At 55.5% G+C, this 22,041-nt stretch carries 28 protein-coding genes; 15 read left to right on the plus strand and 13 right to left on the minus strand.

Going from position 1 to position 22,041, the window contains the following annotated elements; all coding sequences use genetic code 11:
* Positions 1 to 83: 83 nt before the first annotated feature.
* Entirely contained in the window at positions 84 to 1,439 is a 1,356-nt protein-coding gene (locus GRAN_RS14275; protein WP_128913671.1) for an MFS transporter, read from the minus strand.
* A gap of 101 nt (positions 1,440 to 1,540) precedes the next feature.
* On the opposite strand from GRAN_RS14275, the gene GRAN_RS14280 reads away from it, so the two are divergent.
* Positions 1,541 to 1,921, plus strand: coding sequence for a tautomerase family protein (locus GRAN_RS14280; RefSeq protein WP_128913672.1), 381 nt, complete (start codon positions 1,541 to 1,543; stop codon positions 1,919 to 1,921).
* 46 nt (positions 1,922 to 1,967) lie between these two features.
* On the opposite strand, the gene GRAN_RS26840 is transcribed toward GRAN_RS14280, so the two are convergent.
* Positions 1,968 to 2,405, minus strand: coding sequence for a MarR family winged helix-turn-helix transcriptional regulator (locus GRAN_RS26840; RefSeq protein WP_338323441.1), 438 nt, complete (start codon positions 2,403 to 2,405; stop codon positions 1,968 to 1,970).
* Between the two features lie 173 nt (positions 2,406 to 2,578).
* Positions 2,579 to 3,283, minus strand: a complete 705-nt coding sequence (locus GRAN_RS14290; RefSeq protein ID WP_161570979.1) for a type 1 glutamine amidotransferase domain-containing protein — start codon at positions 3,281 to 3,283, stop codon at positions 2,579 to 2,581.
* A 181-nt stretch (positions 3,284 to 3,464) separates the two neighbouring features.
* On the opposite strand from GRAN_RS14290, the gene GRAN_RS25910 reads away from it, so the two are divergent.
* A complete protein-coding gene (locus tag GRAN_RS25910) occupies positions 3,465 to 4,058 on the plus strand; it encodes a tautomerase family protein (RefSeq protein ID WP_206662765.1) in 594 nt (197 codons plus the stop codon).
* Between the two features lie 50 nt (positions 4,059 to 4,108).
* Here the strand turns inward: GRAN_RS25910 and GRAN_RS14300 are convergent, their stop codons facing one another.
* Together GRAN_RS14300 and GRAN_RS14305 are read right to left on the minus strand one after the other, a co-directional pair.
* A complete protein-coding gene (locus GRAN_RS14300) occupies positions 4,109 to 4,852 on the minus strand; it encodes a glucose 1-dehydrogenase (RefSeq protein WP_128913675.1) in 744 nt (247 codons plus the stop codon).
* A gap of 33 nt (positions 4,853 to 4,885) precedes the next feature.
* Positions 4,886 to 5,794, minus strand: coding sequence for an NAD-dependent epimerase/dehydratase family protein (locus GRAN_RS14305; protein ID WP_128913676.1), 909 nt, complete (start codon positions 5,792 to 5,794; stop codon positions 4,886 to 4,888).
* A gap of 132 nt (positions 5,795 to 5,926) precedes the next feature.
* Between GRAN_RS14305 and GRAN_RS14310 the strand changes: the two genes are divergently transcribed.
* Both GRAN_RS14310 and GRAN_RS14315 read left to right on the plus strand, forming a co-directional pair.
* Entirely contained in the window at positions 5,927 to 6,601 is a 675-nt protein-coding gene (locus GRAN_RS14310; RefSeq protein ID WP_128913677.1) for a TetR/AcrR family transcriptional regulator, read from the plus strand.
* A gap of 82 nt (positions 6,602 to 6,683) precedes the next feature.
* Positions 6,684 to 7,085, plus strand: coding sequence for a DoxX family protein (locus GRAN_RS14315; RefSeq protein WP_128913678.1), 402 nt, complete (start codon positions 6,684 to 6,686; stop codon positions 7,083 to 7,085).
* Positions 7,086 to 7,200: 115 nt separating this feature from the next.
* On the opposite strand, the gene GRAN_RS14320 is transcribed toward GRAN_RS14315, so the two are convergent.
* The 4 genes from GRAN_RS14320 to GRAN_RS14335 form a co-directional block, all read right to left on the minus strand.
* Positions 7,201 to 7,785 (minus strand): cupin domain-containing protein, encoded by a 585-nt coding sequence (locus tag GRAN_RS14320; protein WP_128913679.1) that lies wholly within the window; start codon positions 7,783 to 7,785, stop codon positions 7,201 to 7,203.
* A gap of 139 nt (positions 7,786 to 7,924) precedes the next feature.
* Positions 7,925 to 8,557 carry a helix-turn-helix domain-containing protein gene (locus GRAN_RS26320; RefSeq protein WP_128913680.1) on the minus strand — a complete coding sequence of 211 codons (633 nt, stop codon included), beginning with the start codon at positions 8,555 to 8,557 and terminating at the stop codon, positions 7,925 to 7,927.
* A 12-nt stretch (positions 8,558 to 8,569) separates the two neighbouring features.
* The gene (locus GRAN_RS14330) at positions 8,570 to 8,797 is read right to left on the minus strand and encodes a hypothetical protein (protein ID WP_128913681.1); all 228 of its coding nucleotides are present in this window, start codon (positions 8,795 to 8,797) and stop codon (positions 8,570 to 8,572) included.
* A 142-nt stretch (positions 8,798 to 8,939) separates the two neighbouring features.
* Complete coding sequence (locus tag GRAN_RS14335; RefSeq protein WP_150133264.1) at positions 8,940 to 9,353, minus strand: YncE family protein; 414 nt, start codon at positions 9,351 to 9,353, stop codon at positions 8,940 to 8,942.
* A gap of 873 nt (positions 9,354 to 10,226) precedes the next feature.
* On the opposite strand from GRAN_RS14335, the gene GRAN_RS14340 reads away from it, so the two are divergent.
* The 5 genes from GRAN_RS14340 to GRAN_RS14360 all read left to right on the plus strand — a co-directional run bounded on the left by GRAN_RS14340 (position 10,227) and on the right by GRAN_RS14360 (position 13,441).
* Positions 10,227 to 10,727, plus strand: a complete 501-nt coding sequence (locus GRAN_RS14340) for a YybH family protein (protein ID WP_161570981.1) — start codon at positions 10,227 to 10,229, stop codon at positions 10,725 to 10,727.
* Between the two features lie 9 nt (positions 10,728 to 10,736).
* Positions 10,737 to 11,543, plus strand: a complete 807-nt coding sequence (locus GRAN_RS14345; protein ID WP_128913684.1) for a helix-turn-helix domain-containing protein — start codon at positions 10,737 to 10,739, stop codon at positions 11,541 to 11,543.
* 80 nt (positions 11,544 to 11,623) lie between these two features.
* A complete protein-coding gene (locus GRAN_RS14350; protein WP_128913685.1) occupies positions 11,624 to 12,211 on the plus strand; it encodes a nuclear transport factor 2 family protein in 588 nt (195 codons plus the stop codon).
* 202 nt (positions 12,212 to 12,413) lie between these two features.
* Positions 12,414 to 12,794, plus strand: coding sequence for a Cif family virulence factor (locus GRAN_RS14355; protein WP_128913686.1), 381 nt, complete (start codon positions 12,414 to 12,416; stop codon positions 12,792 to 12,794).
* A 212-nt stretch (positions 12,795 to 13,006) separates the two neighbouring features.
* On the plus strand, positions 13,007 to 13,441 hold the full coding sequence (locus tag GRAN_RS14360; protein WP_128913687.1) for an SRPBCC domain-containing protein: 435 nt from the start codon (positions 13,007 to 13,009) through the stop codon (positions 13,439 to 13,441).
* Between the two features lie 122 nt (positions 13,442 to 13,563).
* On the opposite strand, the gene GRAN_RS14365 is transcribed toward GRAN_RS14360, so the two are convergent.
* Positions 13,564 to 14,262: a MarR family transcriptional regulator gene (locus GRAN_RS14365; RefSeq protein ID WP_161570982.1), complete on the minus strand. Its 699-nt coding sequence runs from the start codon at positions 14,260 to 14,262 to the stop codon at positions 13,564 to 13,566.
* A gap of 206 nt (positions 14,263 to 14,468) precedes the next feature.
* Here GRAN_RS14365 and GRAN_RS14370 point away from each other — a divergent pair, with 206 nt between their 5' ends.
* The 3 genes from GRAN_RS14370 to GRAN_RS14380 are packed head-to-tail and all read left to right on the plus strand — an operon-like array spanning position 14,469 to position 16,932.
* Positions 14,469 to 15,416, plus strand: a complete 948-nt coding sequence (locus GRAN_RS14370) for an alpha/beta fold hydrolase (protein ID WP_128913689.1) — start codon at positions 14,469 to 14,471, stop codon at positions 15,414 to 15,416.
* A gap of 10 nt (positions 15,417 to 15,426) precedes the next feature.
* A complete protein-coding gene (locus GRAN_RS14375; RefSeq protein WP_128913690.1) occupies positions 15,427 to 16,446 on the plus strand; it encodes an alpha/beta fold hydrolase in 1,020 nt (339 codons plus the stop codon).
* A 33-nt stretch (positions 16,447 to 16,479) separates the two neighbouring features.
* Positions 16,480 to 16,932 (plus strand): VOC family protein, encoded by a 453-nt coding sequence (locus tag GRAN_RS14380; RefSeq protein ID WP_128913691.1) that lies wholly within the window; start codon positions 16,480 to 16,482, stop codon positions 16,930 to 16,932.
* A gap of 191 nt (positions 16,933 to 17,123) precedes the next feature.
* Here the strand turns inward: GRAN_RS14380 and GRAN_RS14385 are convergent, their stop codons facing one another.
* Entirely contained in the window at positions 17,124 to 17,954 is an 831-nt protein-coding gene (locus tag GRAN_RS14385) for a MerR family transcriptional regulator (protein WP_128913692.1), read from the minus strand.
* Positions 17,955 to 18,065: 111 nt separating this feature from the next.
* Here GRAN_RS14385 and GRAN_RS14390 point away from each other — a divergent pair, with 111 nt between their 5' ends.
* Complete coding sequence (locus GRAN_RS14390) at positions 18,066 to 18,425, plus strand: nuclear transport factor 2 family protein (RefSeq protein ID WP_128913693.1); 360 nt, start codon at positions 18,066 to 18,068, stop codon at positions 18,423 to 18,425.
* 66 nt (positions 18,426 to 18,491) lie between these two features.
* On the opposite strand, the gene GRAN_RS14395 is transcribed toward GRAN_RS14390, so the two are convergent.
* The gene (locus GRAN_RS14395; RefSeq protein WP_206662766.1) at positions 18,492 to 19,547 is read right to left on the minus strand and encodes an SDR family NAD(P)-dependent oxidoreductase; all 1,056 of its coding nucleotides are present in this window, start codon (positions 19,545 to 19,547) and stop codon (positions 18,492 to 18,494) included.
* A 186-nt stretch (positions 19,548 to 19,733) separates the two neighbouring features.
* Here GRAN_RS14395 and GRAN_RS14400 point away from each other — a divergent pair, with 186 nt between their 5' ends.
* Positions 19,734 to 20,612: an AraC family transcriptional regulator gene (locus GRAN_RS14400; protein WP_128913694.1), complete on the plus strand. Its 879-nt coding sequence runs from the start codon at positions 19,734 to 19,736 to the stop codon at positions 20,610 to 20,612.
* A 58-nt stretch (positions 20,613 to 20,670) separates the two neighbouring features.
* Here the strand turns inward: GRAN_RS14400 and GRAN_RS14405 are convergent, their stop codons facing one another.
* A complete protein-coding gene (locus GRAN_RS14405) occupies positions 20,671 to 21,108 on the minus strand; it encodes a winged helix-turn-helix transcriptional regulator (RefSeq protein WP_128913695.1) in 438 nt (145 codons plus the stop codon).
* An 89-nt stretch (positions 21,109 to 21,197) separates the two neighbouring features.
* On the opposite strand from GRAN_RS14405, the gene GRAN_RS14410 reads away from it, so the two are divergent.
* On the plus strand, positions 21,198 to 21,977 hold the full coding sequence (locus tag GRAN_RS14410) for an SDR family oxidoreductase (protein WP_128913696.1): 780 nt from the start codon (positions 21,198 to 21,200) through the stop codon (positions 21,975 to 21,977).
* Positions 21,978 to 22,041: the final 64 nt, after the last annotated feature.

The raw sequence follows: 22,041 nt of genomic DNA on the forward strand, positions 1-22,041 counted from the left end.
ACGCTGGGTGATTGCGTATCAACCCACTACACCTTGCAAGTCCAGCGAATGTAACAGAACCGACTGTTTCATCCGGCCTGATGCTATGTCGTCACCGGCTGAGCGCTCGATATTGAAGGGTCTATCCTACCTCGCAACGAGCGGGCCGCGAAGAGGAACGAAATCCCGGTTAGGAAGCAGAATCCTCCAGCTATCCAGAATGCGTCATGGTAGTCGCCAGCGCGCGTGCGTATGAGCCCAGCACCCACAGCGGCCAGCGCAGCGCCGAGTTGATGCGCAGCAGCGACCCATCCAAAGATCACCCCAGTGTTTACCCGACCAAAGCAATCGGTGACGAGCCTTACGGTCGGCGGCACAGTCGCCACCCAATCAAGTCCATAGAAAATTGCAAACCAGTTCAGGCCAGAATGACCGTTTGCCAGGGTGTGAGGAAGATAGATCAGTGAGAGTCCTCGGAGGCAATAGTAGGCGAGCAAGAGGTAGCGGCTTGGCATCCGGTCACTCAGCCAGCCCGATGCGGTCGTGCCGAAAATATCGAAGATGCCCATGACGGCCAACAATCCTGCCGCGCGAACCTCCGGGATTCCATAGTCATGACACGCTGCGATGAGGTGTGTCCCGATGAGACCATTGGTACTTGCTCCGCAGACGAAGAAGCTGCCGGCCAGCACCCAGAAGGCCGATGAACGAGAGGCAAGGCGAAGCGCCGCCAGCGGACGCAGCATTGGTTCCGCCGAATGATCAGCATCTGGTTTGTCCGTTGCCCCATAAGGAACGAGGCCCACATCAGAGGGGTTGTCTCTCATGAGCCACAGCACGATAAGGAAGACGATGATCGCTGCGCCTGAAACACCAAGTGCCATCAGCCTCCAGCCCGAACGCTCGACCACTCTTGCCATGAGTGGAAGGAAAAGAAGCTGGCCTGTTGCCCCCGCAGCGGTCAGGGCACCGAGAACAACACCCAGGTTCTTTTCAAACCAGCGATTCATGACCACAGCGGACAGCACGGTCGCTGTGAACCCGGTTCCAGAGCCGACACAGATGCCCCATAACAGAATGAGTTGCCACTGCCGCGTCATAAGCGTAGTCAAACCGACTGCGATAGCAAGCAGACTCAGGGCCATAAGAGTGATCCGTCTGAGGCCCAATCGTTCCATTAGCGAAGCGGCGAAAGGACCGATCAAACCGTAGAGCGCGAGGTTGATCGCAATGGCAGTAGAGATCGAGGCACTCGTCCAACCGAACTCCGACTCAAGGGGAACGATGAGCACGCCCGGAGTAGCCCGAACTCCGGCGGTCACCAGAAGTATCAGGAAGGTCACGCTTGCCACAACCCACGCGTAGTGCAGCTGCTTCTTCTTCGCCGATCGTATTTTCAAGTTGGCCCTTTCAGGTTGAACGAGATCAACAGATAAATAGATGCTACCATTCTGATGCATACACATCATCCCTTTGGCAGCGATGTCCAATGCGCTGCCATGGTTAAAGCACTTGGCCTCTACCACAGAAGGTAGATGTCACGCAGACAGAGGAGGTTTTTATGCCGCTCGTTCGTATCGATTTGGTCTCTGGAAAATCGAAGGACTATCAACAGAAGGTTGGTGAGGTCGTCTATCAAGCTCTGCTCTACGCTTTGAATGTTCCTGAGCATGACCGTTTCCAGGTCATCACGGAACACCCTTTGGAGCAGATGCCGTTCGATCGGGACTATCAGGGCGTCCACCGTACTGACGACTGCATCTTCATCCAGATCACGCTCAATGCGGGGCGTGATGTCGAACAGAAGAAACGCTTCTACAAGGCTGTTGCCGATGGGCTGCACGATGCAGTCAATCTTCGACGCGAAGACATGTTCATCAGCCTTGTCGAGGTTCCGAAGGAGAATTGGTCTTTCGGGAATGGCGAGGCGCAATACGCCTAGCGACCTGCCGCTCGGCGCCTCCGAGCGTTCTGGGAAGCCAATCCGCCTAATCCAGAGCGCAATCCGCGAGACGGTTCAGGGCGGAGACAAGCGTCAGCCACTCATCCTTCCCGAAGCGGCCGAGGATCTTCGACTGAATTTCATCCCAGCCCTTATCGGCCTTCTTCAGGACTGAGTTTCCTTTTCTCAGCAGCTTGGCGGTTCGAGAACGAGCATCATTTCCGTCTTCGATAGAGATCCAGCCGTCACGCTCCATGGGAGCGATTGCTCTGTAGAGAGAGGTGCGGTCCATCTCAAGTTCATCAGCCACATGCGATAGTGGCTCACCGCTCCGTCTTGATATACAACGGAGGACCGCTAGTTGCGTGATATTGATCCCTGCTTCACTGAGTGCCGCATCGTAGGACTTTCCTAAGACGCGGGAAAGCTTCTTGACGGTAGTGCAGGTGCAAGGTATCGAATCCGGCTTGTTAGAGGAGTACACATCAATACGTTATCACTGACTCCTGAGAAACGAAATCGTCATGGATTCGCGACCCAACGCACCCGTACGGCTGGGGCGGCCTCAAAAGCCATGCGGGATCGGTCGTAAAGACCGATCCCGCGTTTTTAGCGAACTGCGCTGGTGCGGCAACTAGCTCTTACGTAGCAACGCCCCTATGGCATCAACAAAGGTGCCAGATCGATGGGAGCACGTGACGTCACGACATTTCCGTCGACCACTACCGGCTCATCCACATACGTAGCACCGGCATTCTCCAAATCCGGGCGCGTCGACCACCAGGCAGTAGCGCGCTTGCCTTTCAGAACGCCCGCGTCGGACAAAACCCAAGGGCCATGACAAATCGCGGCCACGATCTTTCCCGCCTTCGCAGCTGCGCTAATGATGCCGGTGACTTTCGAATCAGCACGTAAGGTGTCGGGATTCCAACTCCCTCCGGGGATGATGAATGCGTCATAGTCAGAGACGGACACTTGATCGAGAGTCTTATCGAAGGCAATCCAGCCTGCTGTTTCGATGTAGTGAATGGTGACGATATGCGTTGCCCGCTGCTCTGGAATCTGTAGGCCAAGATAGTTGGGATACGATGGCTTCTTTGGAGCGATCAGGTCCACAGATGCTCCCCGCGACCTGAAATGATGCAGGACTGTTGTGAGTTCGATCTCTTCGACTCCATCCGTAGAGATCACTGCGATCTTCTTGCCTGCAAACTCTCCAGGGTGGGTTGGCGCTTCAGTCCATAACTCTTTGAGTGCCTTGTTCTCGGGAGCGTTCAGCAGCTGTGCGGCCGAGATTCGAGGCAGGGCAGCTGAGGATTCAGTGCTTAGGAGTGCCTGCAGTATTGAGGGGTTATTTGCCATGTGGTTCATCTCCTTATTTGACGGGCTTTGGTAGCGTCATACCACCAAAAGCTTGCGTATGTTTTACTGATGCATATACATCAGTATAAGGAGGCAGTTTAATGGTGTGCCCGCCGATCCCGCCCAATATGGCGCAAGCCGACACTGCACTAAGACGAGCTAGCGAGGTTTATACATCGCTATGCTGAACCGCCAAGATGTAAGTGATTCAGCGTCGCCCCAAGGCGACTGCCCATCGCGCCAGATAGAGGAGGAAGTCTATGCCATGGAAAGACGATCTCTACTTCGAGTGCTTGCAGCGACCTTGCTGGCCTGGACCACCCGGCGAGCACAAGCGCTTCTACGGCCACCGACTGTGCGTTCGTCATTGACTGATAGCCAGGGGGTAAGCACGAGTTCCGGACCGTCTGCGCTTCTAGTTCGGATTGATATGGTCGTCGGGAAGTCTACGCAATATCAGAGAGCGGTCGGAGAGGTTGTACGCCGCTCGCTGTTGAATGTCCTCAAGGTTCCTAAGCACAATTGGTTCGAGACTATCAACGTGCATTCTGTCGATCAGATGCCGTTTGACCGCAACTATCTCGGGATTCACCGAACCGATGACTGCGTCTTCATTCAGATCACACTCGGTGTTCGAATCGGTCTTGAGCTTAAAAAACGGTTCTATAAAGCTGTTGCCGACGGATTGCACAGATCCATCGAGATTAAGCGGGAAGATGTCTTCATCAATCTCGTCGAAGTTCCAGAAGAGAACTGGTCTCTGCGCCCCACCTGACGGGATTGATTCGTCAGGTGGGGCCGCATTTGGCTGCACGACGACTGGAATCAGAGGCCACCGCTATTCAGCAACAAGGCTCCGGTGACCCACGCCGCATCTTCTGACGCGAGGAACGTTACAACCGAAGCGATGTCCTCCGGCTGACCGATGCGACCGAGCGGTGTCATACCGATGATCATCTTCATCTGCTCAGAGTTTCCACCGCCCATGGCCCGGGAAGTCTCGGTATCAACCGGTCCAGGCATGACGCAGTTGACGCGAATTTTCTTAGGCCCGAGTTCTTTACTCAGAACGCGAGTGATGGCATCTACTGCGGCCTTACTGCCGGCGTAGATAGCGGATGTTGGCATCAGCATTCTCGTGATGTTCGAGCCAACATTGATGATGCTTCCTCCGTTTGTCATTTGCTTGGCCCCTGCCTGGGTGGTGAGCACAACACCGAGGACATTGGTCTTGAACACGCGGTCATACGATTGGAGTGTGATCGCTTCCAGCGGCGCGAACTCATACACGCCGGAGTTGTTCACCAGGATGTCGAGGTGTCCGAAGCTCTTGATCGCAGCGTCGATAAGACCTTCCGCACCTTCGGGTTCTGAAACATCCGCTCCGAACGCGATCGCGTTGCCACCGCTCGCGACGATCGACTCCACAACGGAATCCGCACTGTCTTTGTTCTTCAGGTAGTTGACGACCACCGATGCGCCTTCCGCTGCAAGCGACTTTGCGATGCCAGCTCCGATACCCTGTGATGCTCCTGTGACGACTGCTACTTTTCCTGATAGTTTGCTCATTCTCGATTTCCTTTCATTAGCCGCTTCGGGGTGTTAGTCGGTTGCGGGAAGTTGTTGTGTCGCGACATCGTGAAGCATGTCAAGGTGCTCCGGATGCCAACCGAGAAGACGCTTGGCTTTGTCGGCAGAAGATTGGCTGTTCGAGGCCCAGTAGTCTGCCAACGGCGGAACAGGAAAAAGGGTTCGGACTTCTTCGAGTGGAACTTCGGTTGCGGTGCCCGAGAGCCCGATGCCCCGGCTTACTGCTCCCGCAATCGCTTGAGTCCGAAGGCGAGACTGAGCACCTGCATGGAAGCGTTCGCCACGAGGAGATTTCGTCAGCGCCAGCAAGTAAAGTTCGGCTAGATCCTCGACATGAACAAACGACCAGAGGTGGTCTCCGCTGCCTGTCGCGTAGGGCACTTTTCGTAGCTGACGTCCAACGTGACGAAGGATCGACACGACTCCATGACCATCGCCTCTCCCGTAAACATTGGGCGGCCGCAACACGATTCCATGAATATCTTTCGTTTCAAGGAGGAGCGTTTCGGTTTCCAAACGCCCCCGGAACGGATGCGGTGCGATAGGAGTGTCCTCTTCGAAAATTCGGGAGCCTGTGTCGCCAAGAACGGCGGTCCCACTTGTGAAGATGAGGGCTTTCGCCGTCCCCCGCACTCCGTCGATCAGGGCAGCGACAGCACGTCGTTCGTCAGAAACGGAGGCATCGATGTCCGCTCCTAATTTGAAGGCGGCGTGGATGACTGCATCTGCTGAGCGTGCCGCAGCGGTCAGAGCGCTTAAATCGTCGAGACGTCCGGGGACGGGGGTGATGTGACGGTCCTGCAGTGTTGTTGTCGCTTCAGTGGATCTCGCAAGTCCCAAAACTTCGTGACCTGCTACCTGAAGTCTTTCCGCTACCACATTGCCGATATAGCCCGTAGCGCCTGTGAGAAAGACTTTCATTCGCCCTTCCTCTTACTGCTGCGCAGACGATTATGTTCGATTGCTCTGTCCATGAATTTCTCCTTTGTGTTCTATACGGAATAGAATACAATTAATCGTGTGAGTCAAGTTCAACCGGAAAGCTGCACAAATATGAGTCGTGGAAAACAAACGATTGAAGCGCCGAAGGTCGCTGCCAAGAAAGCCGGGCGTCCCCGCGAATTCGATATTGACGAGGCCTTGGATAAGGCCATGCACCTGTTCTGGGAGCAGGGCTATGACGGTACATCGCTGGCCGAACTCGCAGCATTAATGGGCATTACGAAACCCAGTCTTTATGCGGCCTTCAGTGACAAGCAAAGCCTTTTTGAGGCAGCCTTGGCCCGCTATTCCGAGGGGCCAAACTCCTTTGCGGTACGAGCCTTCAGGCTTCCAACCGCGCGAGCCGTTGTGAAAGCGCTGCTTGATGGCTCCGTCAATGTCTCCACCTGTAGTTCTGGTCCGCGCGGCTGCATGTACACGCAGGCGACGATGGCAAATGATCCTGAGGTAAGAGATGCCGCAGCCGAACATACTCGCCAGGGCGAGCGAATGCTCGAAGAGCGGTTCTTGAAGGCGCAACAGATGGGAGAGCTTCCTGCCAGCACAGACTGCGCTGCTCTCGCTCGCTACTACACGACAGTCGCTCTGGGGATAACGGTTCGTGGTGCTTCCGGAAGTTCGCGTAGCGAGCTGCGCGAAGTCGTTCAGAAATCAATGCACGCCTGGCCTGCAGAGGTGCTTGAGTGGAGCAAGACCGCTTCCACTGAGAAGAGCAAGCGGACATAGATGATTCATGGCTGCTTCGGCAGGCGTGAACTTCATACAACCAAAACGAAACCCGGTCCTCGATCTACCAAGGAGACGCACGATGAGCACGAAAGCAAGAAACATTCTGGGCTGGACCTTGGCCGTCTTGAACCTTCTTCTACTCGGAGCCTCGGCGACAGACAAGATCATAGGAAGCCAGCACGCGCTTGCGATGGGCGCTTCCTTTGGGCTATCAGCCGAAGCTTACCGCGTCCTCGGCATCATTGAACTCGCCTCCGCTATTCTCTTCGTCTTTCCGCGAACTGCCATTCTGGGTTTCCTGCTTCTGAGTTCATACATGGGTGGCGCGATCGCGACACACTTACAGCATCATGAGCCCATCGGATTCCCCACGGGCATCGAGATGTTCATCTGGATCATCGCAGTCCTGCGCTTCCCAGAAGTCACTGCTCGGTTACGCGGACTCGGGAGTCGCATCGCAGCCGATTCCTACGCGGCTTAACCGCGAAGTGGGCTTCTCGTCAGGGATCCACAACACTGACGGAAACGGCGTTTACCAGGACCTCCTATCCAGGCACCGTTCACCGTATTCCGCTTGCCCGGAGCAAACCGAGCTGTCAGGAGGCAAAGCCTGCGGCCTTGAGCGGCGGCCCCACCACTTTGATTCCGTGTTTTGCATTCACTTCCATGAGCTTCTTTCGGTCAGGTTCGCCCTCTACATCGATCACGGTGGAATAGTCCGCGAAGAACGCTTCCATGTCTCCGGCCGGGTCGAAAAGGAACAGTGTGTGAGCGGGCTCTGTTCCCAAAGCCACAAAAGCATGTGGAACGCCCGCGGGAGCCATGAAACTATCACCTGTATTCAGGACCGTGTGGTCCGAGCCACACTGCACTCCGATGCTTCCCCTCAGTACGAAGAACATCTCGTTTTGAAGAGGATGAATATGCAATTCGGGTCCGAGTCCCGGCGGAGTGTGGGCCTCGATAATTGCGTACCGCTTACCCACGTCTGCACCTGACACCTTCGTGAAAAAGGTCTTCTCGCCATGGACGAACCAAAGGCCGCCGGGACGGCCTTCCTCGGCGCCAACCTTGAACGGTCCTGCAGATGTGGTGCTTTGCGCTTCTGATCGCGGAAGCGCAGAGATCGCGCGCGTGGCTACACCTGATGTCAGCAATGTCCTTCTGTCTACGGTTTTCATGTGGCTCCTCAAATCGGACTATTCCGGACCTAAGAGTAGACGCGCGCAGAAACCCACGATAGTAAAAATTCGACATTGAGCGAAAAGACAGGACTGGCATCGATTCGATATTCTGGCGTAATTTCAGCGCATGCCCTGGTCAGAAGACGAGCCGTACAGGGTCCTCTGCGGTAGAGGCAGGCTTCTGCTCACGAAGCGACTTGATCTGCTCGACATAAACCGCCTCCAACTGATTCAACGTCTCCGAGGGTGTAACGCCCGTGAAATCCGCGAAGTCGTGCACCATGTGCATCTGGTCGTAGTAGCCGAATTCATGGGCAACTTCAGACCAAGGTCTCAGCGAGAATCGCACCTTGTGTTCAAGGGCCGCCTCGAACCTTGCGATCCGTGCGAAAAGCTTGGGCCGTATTCCCACTTGTTGCAAGAACCTTCTTTCAAATTGCCGCACACTGATTCCTGCATTGGACGCGAGGACTGGAATGCCAGCGCTTCCTCTTGCTGCGGAGATCGCACTAACAGCGGCTGAGATGGCATCGGTGCTGCTGCACCGGAGAGCACGCGGTACGAGTGCTTGCTCGACGATACGCACACGCTCGGAGAAACAGGTAGAGTTCCCCAGCTGTTCCGCTACTCTCGTGATCGTCGATCCAAGTACTGAGTGTGCCTCGAGATCGCAGTCCGTCAGCTCGTTCGTCGGAACGCCGAAGAGGCGAAAGAGTCCATCCGGCTGGAATCCGATCACAAAGGTATCGAGTGATCCATGCAGTTGCATCTCAAGACGCCGTTAGGTTTGCGGGCCTACGACAACGGCTGAAGGGGACCGGCTGGTAGATTTCTTTGCGTAGTACAAAATGTTGGTTGGATCGTTGAAATCGAAGACGATCATTGGTGCTGGACGGGCCGGAACAGGATGCACCACCGTGGTCCCAACGATCCGACCATCCCGCTGGATGAAGAAGCGGATGAAGGATTCGAGACAAGCGTCAGGTCTGGCAAACTGACTTACAGGCATCGTCCGATCCTTTCAAGAAGAACTGACCTTATTAAAAGCGGACCTCGATGAGTCTATATCGACCATTCGATCCATGGATAGCCTCGCTTTCACTTGCTTCGTTAGCCTTCTAAAGGCGTGAGATATATACGAGTAGTGTCTGCTATCGGCTGCCGGTCCAGACGGCAAGTCCGTCTCCGTGTGCGACACCTGGAATTGGTGGCTCCATCGTCCAGTCCTGGAGATTCAGAACGTCCAGATTGCCGCTAAGATAGCATGCGACGAATGCTTCGTTATTCACGATCTTGATCCCGAAGGGTAGACGATCGACATCGAAAGTATGCCGGACTGTTAGGTCTTGAAGATCAAGCACCTCAAGCTTTCCCTTCGTTCCGAGGTCCTCTCCGACCAGCAGCCACTTGCCATCGGGCGTTGGGAAAACAGAAAACGGAGGCGCGAAGACGGCCGCTTTTTCTATTACTGCGTCGATCGCAGTGTCGATCACAGTCACATTTGGCGAGTCGCCGACTGTCACAAACAGACGTTTGCCGTCCGTGGAAAGAGCGATCCGATTCACGAGCCCTGAGATTTGGATCAACTTGATAAGTTTGTGAGCTCTGGCATCGAGGACACTAATGCTTCCGGCGTGAAGGTTTGCGGTATATTTTGCGGCCGTCTGGCGTCTGGACCAAGACATGCGACTCTCTCGCTTCAGTCGGTATCTGACCCGTAATCTTCCCGTCCTTAAGGTCGATGACTGAGATTGCTTGAGCCAGTTCCGTCGAAACGAGCAGAGTGTTACCAGCGCCCAGCAGAGGCATATGAGGTCGAAGCGGCCTTCCCAGATCCCACGTCTGAGTCACTTTCTGCGTTTGCATGTCGACCAGGTCTATCGTTTGGCCATCCATCCCAGGCATTCCAACTATGGCGTCGCTGTAAGAAGGAACATAGGCGGTCTTTCCGTCCTGTGAGAAGACGACCTCGTGAGGCCAGCCAGGTACCGCTACCTGTCCAATGACCTTCTTCGCTCGTGGATCGATCAGCACGAGGCGGTGACCTTTTGCCTCCGGCAAAACCAGTAAGGGCGCCTCAGGCTTTTGAGCCCAAAGAGGTGCTGACAACGCTAGAAGTAACCCGAGGTGCAATGAAATCCTGCGACGCATATGCGACCTCCGGAAAAAACAATCTTGTCATAGTTTCGTGCAGCCATCTTTGGAGTTTACGAATCGGCGAGTGAATCCTGAAAACAGAATATCGCATGCAGGATTATGAGTAATGATAGGTCGGCTTATCGGAAAAATCGTTGGCTGACGATAACGCGTTTATCGTTACTCCCTTTCTCGGCGCTTTTTATTCGTTCGTTCTGTCGCATCTGTACTAGGCACGCCTGCTCTCAGTTGCCGAATATCTCCATATGGCAACCCCAATGAGCACAAGACGGAAGTTTCTGATGACCACTATTGCTGCTGCGACAACCCCTGCGTTGATCGCAGAAATCCCTGCGACCGAGGATGCTGCATACGTGAAACTCTTTCTACGTAGATGGGACGAAGCCTGGGCAAGACATGACGCAGAGGCGATCGCCGCATTGCACACTGACGACGCTGTCACTGTGAATCGGTTCGGTACCTTGGTGCGTGGAAGGGACGACCTTGGAAAAGCCCTTGGCTTTCTCCACGGTGTCCACGGCCCCTTTCACAACTCCGTTTTTCCTCCCCTGGAGTTGCTGATCCAAAGGTCTATTGCGCCGAATGTCCAGGCCGTTCAGGCGAAGTGGCAGAATCCTGTCATGAGGCCGGATGGAACCATCGACCCCGCATCCATCAACGACATGATCGTCACGTTCATTTTGCTCAAGATCGGCAACGCATGGCGCGCGAGTGAAGTGAATCTTGTCAATGTAGAGAAGATGGACCTTCCATTTTCAAATCCAGGCCAGAGGCCCAAATAGACTAGTCTCATGCTTCGGATTGACACCGCGCTTCCACATCCCGAGCTCACGCCCCACATCCGTGCCTATGTGCAGCGGGACTTTCGCATGGGGCGGGAGGAAGCAATCGAGCCGGTCGTCGCTCGATTGGGCATGATGCTGGAATTTCAATTTCGAGATCCCTACTGGATTCCCAGTTTCAGTGATGACTCCGAAAACCCATGCTCTCCTGTCACCGTCATCGGCCCTATCAGCAGCCGGAGAGTACGCCTCATCGTGCGTGGAAATGTCGGCGCTTTGGCTGTGATCTTTCATCCCGCAGGATTTCACCAGATGTTTGGCATTCCGGCAGCCCCTCTTGCCGAGCGGGGAACGGAGGGTCATGGGGTGCTTGGGCCGGATGTCTCCCAGCTGCACGAACGCCTAGGCAATGTGACCTCCTTCGCCCGCCGCGTTGAATTCTTAAACGCCTTCTTTCGTGAGCATTTGAAGCAGAAGGACCGACCTGTCTTCGTCCAGAGTTTTCAACCGCTTTTAAAGAACAGATATCGTGCGACCGTGGCGCAGGTGGCCAGGCAGACAGGCATGAGCGCGCGCCAATTTGAGCGAAAGTCGCTGGAGTATTTCGGTCTCTCTCCGATCATGCTCAGCCGCATCGCGCGCTTTCAGAGAGCGTTGAACCTTGGTCTGAGCCAAGAAACTTCTTGGCTCAAAGTCGCGCATGAAGCAGACTATTACGATCAGATGCACATGATTCGGGACTTCCGCGTGTTTGCGGGAGGGCCGCCAACCAAAGCGCTTGCCTCCATCGAGTCACACCACCTCATCAGGTTTTAGACTCACATGGTCCAGACTTGAAGCAATATCACACAAGCCGCCTTGCATTTAGCTAAGCATGACCATCTTGGAGGAAACGTATGGGCTTCGGTCGTCGCAGCTTTCTTAGGAACTCGTTCTTTTCACTTTCGGCTTTCGGCCTCGCTTCCCCCGCGGTGATCGCGGAGCTTGCGCACCCGGAGTCCGGTGCGGTTGACTATGGCAAAGATCAAATCGCCAAAATTGAACCGGCAGACGCAACGGAAACCGCCGCAACCCGCGGACAGATCGAAGCTAACAACCGCGCGGTAGGTCACGCCATCGTGACGATGGACTTTGCTGCGCTCGAAAAGCTTTGGGCGCCGGTGATGGAAGTGAACAGTCCCGGAAACAACATACTGACGCGCGAGCAGGTCTTTACCGCCATGCGTGAGGACAAGCTCAAATATGCGAGCGCCAAGGCAGTTCCCGAAGCCTTCTTCGTCTCCGGGGACATCGCAGTCGAGATGGGACACGACGACATCGTGATGTCGAATGGTCCGATGGCCGGAAAGCCTCTAACCCGCCGTTTCACAAACGTCTGGCAGAAGAGCAGCGCCGGCTGGGTTCAGATCGCACGCCAGGCCACGTATGTTGGTGTTGACGGCGGGGCCGTTTACGGTCATCCGGACCCGACCTTGCATCCTTGAGGCTTGTTCGCTGGTACCTTCGAAGGCAAGAGTTTCCCTGAAACTCTTTCTTTACAAGTCCACCCCTGAGGTGCTCAAGATGCCGGTCCATCGCCGAACTCTTCTTCGGCTATTGTCGTTCTCCGGCTTTGGGGGGTTATTGAATGCACAAAGCCCAATCACTTCCGGACCCACGTCTCTTCCCTCGGATTTTGAAGAAACGATGCAGCGCACCAGAGAAGCCAGCATTAAATTCGGCAATGGCGATCCAGCACTCATGAAGATGGCCTATTCGCACGCCAAGGACGCGCTCATCATGGGAGCCCTGGGAGGTTACGAGCAGGGCGGAGACGCAGTCGCTGAGCGTCTGGAGTGGGCCGCCAAGCACTTCCGGGGCACACGAAACCAATCGTTCGAGCGGCTTGCCGCAGGGTGCGGAGGTGAACTCGGCTATGAAGTCTTCCTGGAAAAGAGCGAATCACGCCTCGGGGATTCTGACAACTTCTCGCCAACGATCCTACGAGTGACACACATTTTCCGTCGCGAGTTGGGGCAGTGGAAGTTGATTCAGCGCCATGCCGATCCTCTAAAACCAAGAGCGTAACTTGGGCGGCATTCCTTCGTACTGAGAAGTCGGCTTACTTCACTGACCTGTCGCTGCCGATAACGACGTTTATGCAAAATGTCTTACCTCGGCGAAAGAATCGTAATTACGCGCCTTTATTCTTGATAACGCACGTCGATTAGGCTCAGGGGTACTTGGCAAAAGGGAGTTTTCTATAGAAGCAGCTTCAACTGTCCATGCAACGTTGATCTTTGAACACACTATACCAGCGACCGCCGGATCGCGTTTTCGCGGCATACACCGACCTTGCGGAACGCATGCAATGGGGCGCTCCTTCGGAAGGCACCGCCTTAATCTATGACCATTCAAACTTCACCGAGGGCGGTCAAGATGTTTTTCGCTGCGGACCGAAAGCGAATCCGAACATCGAAGGAACTACCCGCTATCTAGACATTCTCCTGAATCGAAGAATCGTGTCGAGCGAAACAATTGCGATGGATGGTCATCGCCTCTGCGCCTCTCTTTCGACATTCGAGCTTCATTCGGCCGGCGATGCAACCATCCTCAAGAATACGATTCAGCTTGCGTCGTTCGTCGGGGAAGATATGGTTCGAGGATATCAAAATGGCACCGACGCCTCTCTAGACAATCTGGTCAAGCACTTCCAGCGCTGGAACGCCGGCTAAGGAATCGATCCGGTCGCGATAAGTCAGCTTCTCCACAGCAATCGTCAAATGGCGAGAACGGCGTTTATCGGTACCGATCACATTAGCTTCTAGGACAAACACTGGTGACTCTCGCGTCCTTTCTATATCGAGGAACTCGTGAGCTTGAATTCCACCGTTTCGACTCCGCGAACCACTTGAACCTTCCTCGTCTTTGATTCGGAGTGATTCAGGATCTTGCGAAGGTCCACCAGAGACGTAACGGCTTGTCTCTCAACGGAAGTGACGAGATCACCCTTGCGGAAGCCGAGCTCTTCTGCCCGGCTGCCCGCTGCAACCTTGTTGACAAGCAAGCCTGGGATGTCAGGCAGCCCAACAGCGCGTCGGATTTTCGTGGACGCACGGGAGTCGAGCAGAGTCATGCCCAGGTAAAGCTGACGACCGTGAGCCACCTCCTCTTCGAGGCTGACCAACCACTTGCGCAGCAGGGCAATGAGCTGGGCCCGTTCCGTTCGACTAAGCCCCGCGACAAGGCTGCTTTCATTCTCGAGATGCGCAGGAATCACACTTTCCAGAAGGTCCACGCCCTTGGCAGTCAGAGTAACGAAGACAGAGCGACGGTCTTCACTGTCAGGGGACCGGTTTACCAGCCCTTGCTTCTGCAGGGCATCGATTCTCAGGCTCATGCTCCCGGATGTGCGAAAAAGACTGCGCATCAGATCGCGTTGCGTCAGCTTGTAAGGTTTACCGCTGCGACGAAGTGCGGCCAACACATCGAATGACGCCCTTGAAATCTGAAACTCCTCGAACTTCGCTTCAAGAGCGCGATCGACATGCTCCATGATGCGGCCCGCTCGCCCGATGATCTCAACCGGAGCAAGGTCATACTCGGGTCGTTCTGCTTTCCATTGTTGGACGACTCGATCGACGTGGTCTAGCTGCATAGCTCATATCACCGTATCGCCGTTAGCTCTGTCAAAAGCAGATTGGCTACGATTTGCTTTAGTTCAAGCAAATATCTAGGATGACTTTACTGAGCGGAGGACAAATGGAACTGAAGGACTACCAGATCGCCTCGAATGGCATCTCCTTGCACGTGACAGAGCTTGGGGACGGTCAAGCTGTGCTCTTCTGCCATGGGTTTCCAGACACCGCGTATACGTGGCGCCGACAGATGAACGCCGTTGCATCATCAGGTTATCGAGCGATTGCACCTGACATGCGAGGGTACGGTCGCAGTTCAGCGCCTTCAGACCCGGCCGTATACACGCCGCTGCACACCGCGGGCGATCTGGTCGGGCTCCTCGATGCTCTGAAGATTCCCAGCGCCGTGATCGTGGGCCACGATTGGGGCGCAACCCATGCGTGGAATGCTGCCATGATGCGTCCCGATCGATTCAAAGCGGTGTTCTGCTTGGCCGTGCCTTACTTTCCGCGCGGTGATGTCAGCGTCTTCGATCGAATGCGGACGACAGGCCACGAAAACGACTTCTACATGTTCGAACAGATCAAACCGGAAGCCGATCAGATTTGGGCCGATGCTGCTGTCACGATTCCGGGGATGTTGTATTGGGCCTCGGGTTCGGCTCCGGCTGACACGCGATGGAGCCCTCTGGACCCTACACGAAGTCTTCATCGTCCCGCTCCCGGCCCGTTGCCTCCATGGGTGGAACCGGACTACCTGGCTCACAACATAGCGGAGTTCAAGCGCACCGGCTTTCACGGTGCGCTGAACTACTATCGTGCCACCGAGCTCTATTTCGATCTGTCCGCCGCATGGAAGGGCGCGAAGATCACCCAGCCGTCGTTTTACATCTCCGGAAAAGCCGACGGCCTGAGCGCGCTGTATCCCCCTGCCGAAAAGCTACGTACCGGACTTCCGAGTCTCGTCGGGAATCTGGAACTCGACCATGTAGGCCACTGGATACAACACGAGGCGTCCGCCGAAGTCAGCGAACAGCTCGTGAAGTTCCTGCGCACCGTGAACCCCGCCTAAGGAGCTCGCGATGGCAACATCCTTCCCACTCACCGACACCACTTTCAGTTCACCACGTCACACAACGCACTACTGGCAGGCTGGACCTGCCGGTGGGCCATTGATGATATTTCTTCACGGCTGGCCCGAGATTGGCCTGGTTTGGGCCGCACAGATGGAGGCCTTCGCCTCTGAAGGTTGGCACTGCATTGCGCCGGATATGCGTGGCTATGGTGGTTCGTCTGCGCCTGCCGCCTCGGACGCCTATGCCCTGAAAGAGATCGTAGACGATATGGTCGAGCTGCACGACTATCTGGGCGCAAGCCCGGCCATCTGGGTTGGGCATGACCTTGGAAGTCCCGTTGTCGGCGCACTGGCTGCACATCACGCCAAGCGAAGCCGCGGCGTTGTCTTCATCTCCGTTCCCTATCTACCGGACGCCTTCGCGCTACCCAATCACCTGCCGCTCATCGACCGTGAGCTCTATCCCGCCGATAAGTATCCAGACGGACAGTGGGACTACTACCGGTTCTACCTCACCCATTTCGACCAAACGGTCACGGACTTCGATGCTGACATCCCGGCGAGTCTCGCAGCGATATACCGCAGTGGGAACCCTGAATCCGTAGGCAAGGTGTACCGGTCTGCCGTCATTACGCGCAATGGAGGCTGGTTCGGATCGGCGCATCGTGCTCCAAGGGTGATGCCTGACTCCGCGCTCTGGCCTTCGGCTGATTTCGACAGTTTGCTCGAAGCCTTCCGCGTCACCGGATTTCGGCCCGGAAACTCCTGGTATTTGAACGACAGCACCAACATCGATTACGCGCACGAGGCGCCGGATGACGGCAGGCTGCGCCAGCCGGTGTTGTTTATCAACGGCAACTTCGACGGCCTCTGCGATATCACGCACAACCGCTTCGGCGAGCCAATGCGTAATGCGTGTCAGGATCTTACCGTGACCAGTCTGCCTTCGGGCCACTGGCTGCCTCTCGAACGCAAGGTAGAAGTGATCGAAGCCATGCGCTCCTGGCTCAAAACGAAGGCGCTGTAATCTGCCGATAACGACGTTCCCCAAGGAAAAATAATGACCACACTGAGCACGCCTCCAGCCTCCAGCCCTCTTGCCTCTTTGAAGATCAACCACGCAGCCATGCGCGTGCCGGATTTTGATGCAGCGATTGCCTGGTATGCCGACAAGCTCGATTTTCGGTCGAAGCAAATAGTGTCCGTAGCCGGGCTCAGCTTCGGCTTTCTTTATCCTGCCGGGGACGACGGTTTTCATTTCGAGTTGATGGCCGGCCCCGGCGCGGCGGAACGCCCCGCCTATAAAGATCTGCATGACAGCTACAATATGTCCGGGTGGCATCACCCAGGTTTCAGCGTCGACAGCGTTGACGACGTCATCGACGAACTGAAACGCCGCGACGTGACCATCGCCAGCGAGCCACACGATGTACCCGCAATGGGGCTCCGCGTCGCGTTCTTCGCTGATCCTTGGGGCAATCTCTTCGAGGTCATCGAGTCCATTGCTCACTAAGGTGGACGGGACCGTCGCCTAAAATCTCCAAGGGATATTAGCCCTCACAAGTCGGCTTCTCGTTAGCGATCCGCTCAGGCGACGACAACGGCGTTTATCAGGACTGAACAAGACGGAGCACGAGAGTGCGCGGTCCTTCCGTCAGAGATCAATTGTCGACCGAACACGTTCGGAGCTCTTGGGGACTAAGGTCAGGTTCGGTTTTCGTGCCGGGTTTGAAAGATAGGCCACGCTATCTCGGTTCGCCATTCAGTCTCATCAGGAGTACTTTGTGGGCCGACCACGTAATACTCGCGGATGGGGCCGTCCACTGCGAGGGCGTGTTGCGTGACGTAAGTAGCCAATGCGCCGTACTCAAGATCAATGTTGTTGTGCGAGCCGATGTGTAGCGCGATAGCAGCCTCGGCTGCGGGCACAACCAGCGGGACGACCCGCCCAATTCGACGCACTTCTCCAACGCAGGGTAAGAAGATGGTCGCCTCGCCACGAGCTTCTGAGAACAAAGCATTCGAAAAGATACCCCCAGCGTGCCCAGTAATAGGTAGGCGTTGCGCCGCAACCGTGGCTTGGAGTTCTCCGAGAGCCCCCTGAAGCCATGCGAGTGCATCCTTGACGTCAAGCACTTCAGTGATGGCGGCTACAGATGCCTCTTTGAAATGGCGGTGTTCGAATCTGGGTGCGGATACTGGTTCATCTAAGAGGTCTCGCAGTGATGCCACCACGTTCTGTGTCCGGGCGAGGCCCTGTTCCAATCGACTAAGGTGTCCGGCAATAAGATCATTCCGGACGCGTACGTTCGGGGCCGCTAGCACTGCCCGAATATCTGGTAAAGGCATGTCCAGATCGCGGAATCGGCGGATTATTTGAGCCGTTGGAATTTGAGCTGTCGTATAGCTGCGATAGCCAGTTTGCGGATCAACGTCGGCAGGCTCCAGAAGGCCGCTTTCGTGGTAGCGACGAAGCGTCTTGATGCTGAGATGGGTCGCCTGAGCAAAACTGCCGATTCCGAGGTGTGTTGACACAAAGCCATTGTCAAGTCTCCCCCTAGGGGAGTGTCAAACGCTCGATTGTGTCTTGACTCTCCCTTTGCGCCTGCCCCGATGATGGTCACACCTCGGAAGGAGGCACTTAATATGTCAATCGAACTGAAGGGCGTCGTCGCCGAATATGTCAAGGCTATGAACGCGCATGACAACGGCGCAATCGTGTCCGCTTTCGCAAAGGACGCGTACGTCAACGACAACCGCCGACACATTGCCGGCATTGACGCTATCCAGGGTTGGGTAGCAAAGGAAGTGGTCGGCGACCAACTGACCATTGATGTACGAGAGGTCTTCGATCACTACGGTGACACGATTGTCATCGGTGCCTACGACGGCACGTACGACAAGACCAACCTCCCTGCGGAGTTGATCCTGACCAGCTACTTCAGTGTCAGGGACACCAAGATCGTTAGCCTTACGATCATTTTCAATCAGCCGTCTCCCTACTAGAACATCCCCCAGATTCGAACGCCATTCTCGTCAGCTGTCCATGGCTGACGTGAATGGCGTTTATCGTTACTTGAACCCGGGGTAGAGCTTCGTCGGACGCGCGTATGGAAGCGGCTCAATCCCGGTAAGAGTGGCACTATCCCGCCAAAGCTCTTCTGCTCGATCCTTGTCGTATGACTCCACTGATGAAGGAATTTCACGCAGCCCTTCAAAATATTTCCCATTCGTTGATCTCAGTGCGGGATCGACGATGAGCCGCGCCAGCGCCGCTCCCGACTCTTCAGTTGTGTGAATGTTCTTGAGTAGAACCAATCGCAATAGCGGGATCAACTTCGGCAGAATGTTGTGCCACGCGAACCGCACGGCCGCCGGATACTCACGAGCCAGTCCGGTCCCTGGCATCAATCCGGGATCGAACGCATTGACGGTGATGCCTTGGGGGAGCCGTTGCGCCAGACCGTAAGTGAAATAGACGTTCGCGAGCTTTGTGGTGGAATATCTTCGGCCACGATCTGCTGCTGCATCATCGTTCGCAGCTGCGGGGCCAAGGTCTCCCTTGGCTAAAGCCATTGGCGTGTTCCACGCAGGTACAGGTACGGCCATGCTGGCCGGCACCTTGGCCAGCTCTGCGGGGTCATGGACGCCGCTGGCGACGACGGCAATTCGCGCAGGCTTCTCCATCAACGGCACCAGCAGATTGACGAGAAGGTAATGGCCGAGGTGGCTTACACCGAAGGTCGACTCGAAGCCATCAGCCGTGAATGTCCGTGCGCCTTGCACCGCGGCATTGCAGACGAGACCGTGCAGGGGAGGAATCTCCGCTGCCTTCAGCCTTTCCTCCAGCTTCGACGCAAAAGATTGCACCGAGGCAAGCGACGCCAGATCGAGAACCATTGTCTCGATTTGTGCACCCGGGCTTGCGGATTCGCGCAGCGTCTCGACTGCTTCCTGCGCCCTCCCAATGTCACGACAGGCAAGAATCACGTGCCGCCGCGGTGACGCAGAGAGCAATGCTGCCGCACAGCCGTATCCCAAACCGGAGTTCCCCCCGGTGACGATTACAGTCTCCTGAGGCAGCGAGGCAGGCCCCAGGCTATCGTTGATTGTGCGCATGGATCCCATCTCGCTCTTCTGTGTCAAAGCTCACATCCTCCTCTGGTGCTTGCTTCAAGGTAGGTGGCGGAGTCGAGAAAGCGATAGTCTGAAACGACAGGATTCTTGCACGATACTCTCAGATCGAGGCGGCACTTGCACACGGCTTCTGAACCAATAAACTCTTCGGAAGCGGACGAACGAGGGCAGCGGTCGTTGTCGGAACTCCGCCTTCTGCTGATGCGGCATGCTGCAGATCCGTTTCGTTCGACAACGATTTCCGGTCTTACTCTGATGTCCTCCGCAGCGACTTCGCCTTGCATGATTGCTGGGCTCTGTGCGCCGATGGTCGGCATCGTCGCGCAAGGTAGAAAGCAGGTAGTGGTAGGAAACTCGACCCTTGACTATGACACAGGCAAATATCTGGTCAGTTCTGTCGATCTACCTGTTTCAGCACGGATAACGCACGCCACATCGGAAAACCCCTACCTGGCTGTGGCACTCCTCCTGGACCTCAAGCTGTTAGCAGAAGTGGCCCTGGATTTACCGGTGGGGAGCGAAGAGAAGGGCCTGCACCGCGGAATCTCCGTCGGCTCTCAATGCCCACACTTGCTGGAGGGATTTGTGAGACTCCTGCGCCTGCTGGAGTCTCCTTCGGACGTCGCTCCGCTTGCCCCTGTGATCGTGCGCGAGATTCACTATCGTCTTCTTACCGGACAACAATCTGCTTTCGTGCGCCAGATTGCCTTGACCAAAAGCCGGCAACCTCAGGTACTCAAGGTCGTCAATTGGATTCGCCATAACTATGCCAGGCCGCTGCATATCGAAACTCTGGCGCGGCTGGCGAGCATGAGTCCGGCGTCTTTGCACCGGCAGTTCAAGGCGTTGACTGCGATGAGCCCACTTCAGTATCAGAAGCAGATTCGTCTGCAGAAAGCGCAGCAAATCATGCTTTCGGAGAGCAAAGATGCGGCCTCTGCCAGCTATGCAGTGGGTTACGGTTCACCTTCACAATTCAGCCGCGAATATCTGCGGATGTTCGGCACGCCGCCGCATCAACATATGCATCGCGTGAGATTGCTGGAACAGGGATAGTCGGTTTGTAACCGGCCGTTCTTCCATATGTCAGTTTTCGTTCTTCGCACACGCCTGATTAAATAGTTCGCCCGAGCCGTTTCCGGTAAGCATCCCTAGCCGACTGCAGTTCCAGGTAGTGCGTTTCCGCCCAGAGCCATACGCTGCAGAACGCCGCGCTGAGGCTTCCTCCCAACGGGGTCAGCTCATACTCGACCCGCGGAGGCACGACGGGATGCACTGTACGCGTGACAAACCCATCGCTTTCCATCTGCCGTAGTGTCTGGGTGAGCATCTTCTGACTGATCCCACCCACCAGATCTGCTAAACGGCCGAACCGAACGACCCCGTGCTGAGCAAGAGCTTCAAGCAAGAGCAGCGTCCACTTGTCCGCCACGCGACCAATGATCTCTTCCACAAGATGATCGATCTCTGGTGATGCAGTCTCGCCTTGCGGCGAATGGAAGCGAACTTTCTCGAAAGATTTCTTTGACGCGACTTTCTCTATTTTCTGCATTTCTAACCTCATGGTGCGCATCGCACCAATTAGTGCCTACTTTCCAGTAGAGAGCCACTCTCCTACAGTAAGGCATAAGGAGAAATGCGATGAATATGACGGGCAATACAATTTTGCTGACAGGAGGCACGTCCGGCATCGGGCTCGCTCTTGCCATTCAACTTCAGGCCCTTGGAAATACCGTGATCGTCACCGGTCGTGATCGAGCTAAGCTGGAAGCTCTTGTCAAAGACCATCCACTCATACACACAATCCAAAGCGATGTGAGTGATACTGCGGCGATCGCAGCCCTCTACCAGCACGTAACGACAGAGTTTCCGGCGTTGAATGTTCTCATCAACAACGCTGGCATTATGCGTAAAATCGACCTTCAGAGTAGCGATTTTACCCATCAGGACGTTACCCGCGAAGTAGAGGTCAATCTGATGGGCCCCATGCGCATGGTGAATCAATTCCTTGCCCATCTGAAGCTGCAACCTGATGCAGCGATCGTAACTGTCTCATCCGGACTGGCGTTCCTACCGCTTCCCATCTCGCCGATCTATTGTGCCACCAAGGCAGGCATCCATTCCTATACGCAGTCGTTACGGGTCCAACTCAGGAACACAAAAATTCGGGACTACGAATTGGCCCCTCCTGCTACGGACACCGGCCTGATGGGGGCGTTCGACGCCACCGATATGAAGGGCATCTCCATGATGGATGTAAATAAGTTGGCCAAACTGGCAATCCATGGCATGAAGGCGGACCGCCCAGAAATTCTCCCCGGACTTAGCAAGGTTCTGCGGCTGATAAGCCGAGTTGCCCCCACGTTCGGGCTCAAATTATTCAGCGGTTCGACGGATGCTATGCTGGCGCAGATCAAATGACGCTGGAGTCGTTGGCGACACAACATAAGCGTATGCGTCCGATCTATTCGCCAGACAAATGGAC

It is taken from the genome of Granulicella sibirica (assembly GCF_004115155.1).
Classification (GTDB): domain Bacteria; phylum Acidobacteriota; class Terriglobia; order Terriglobales; family Acidobacteriaceae; genus Edaphobacter; species Edaphobacter sibiricus.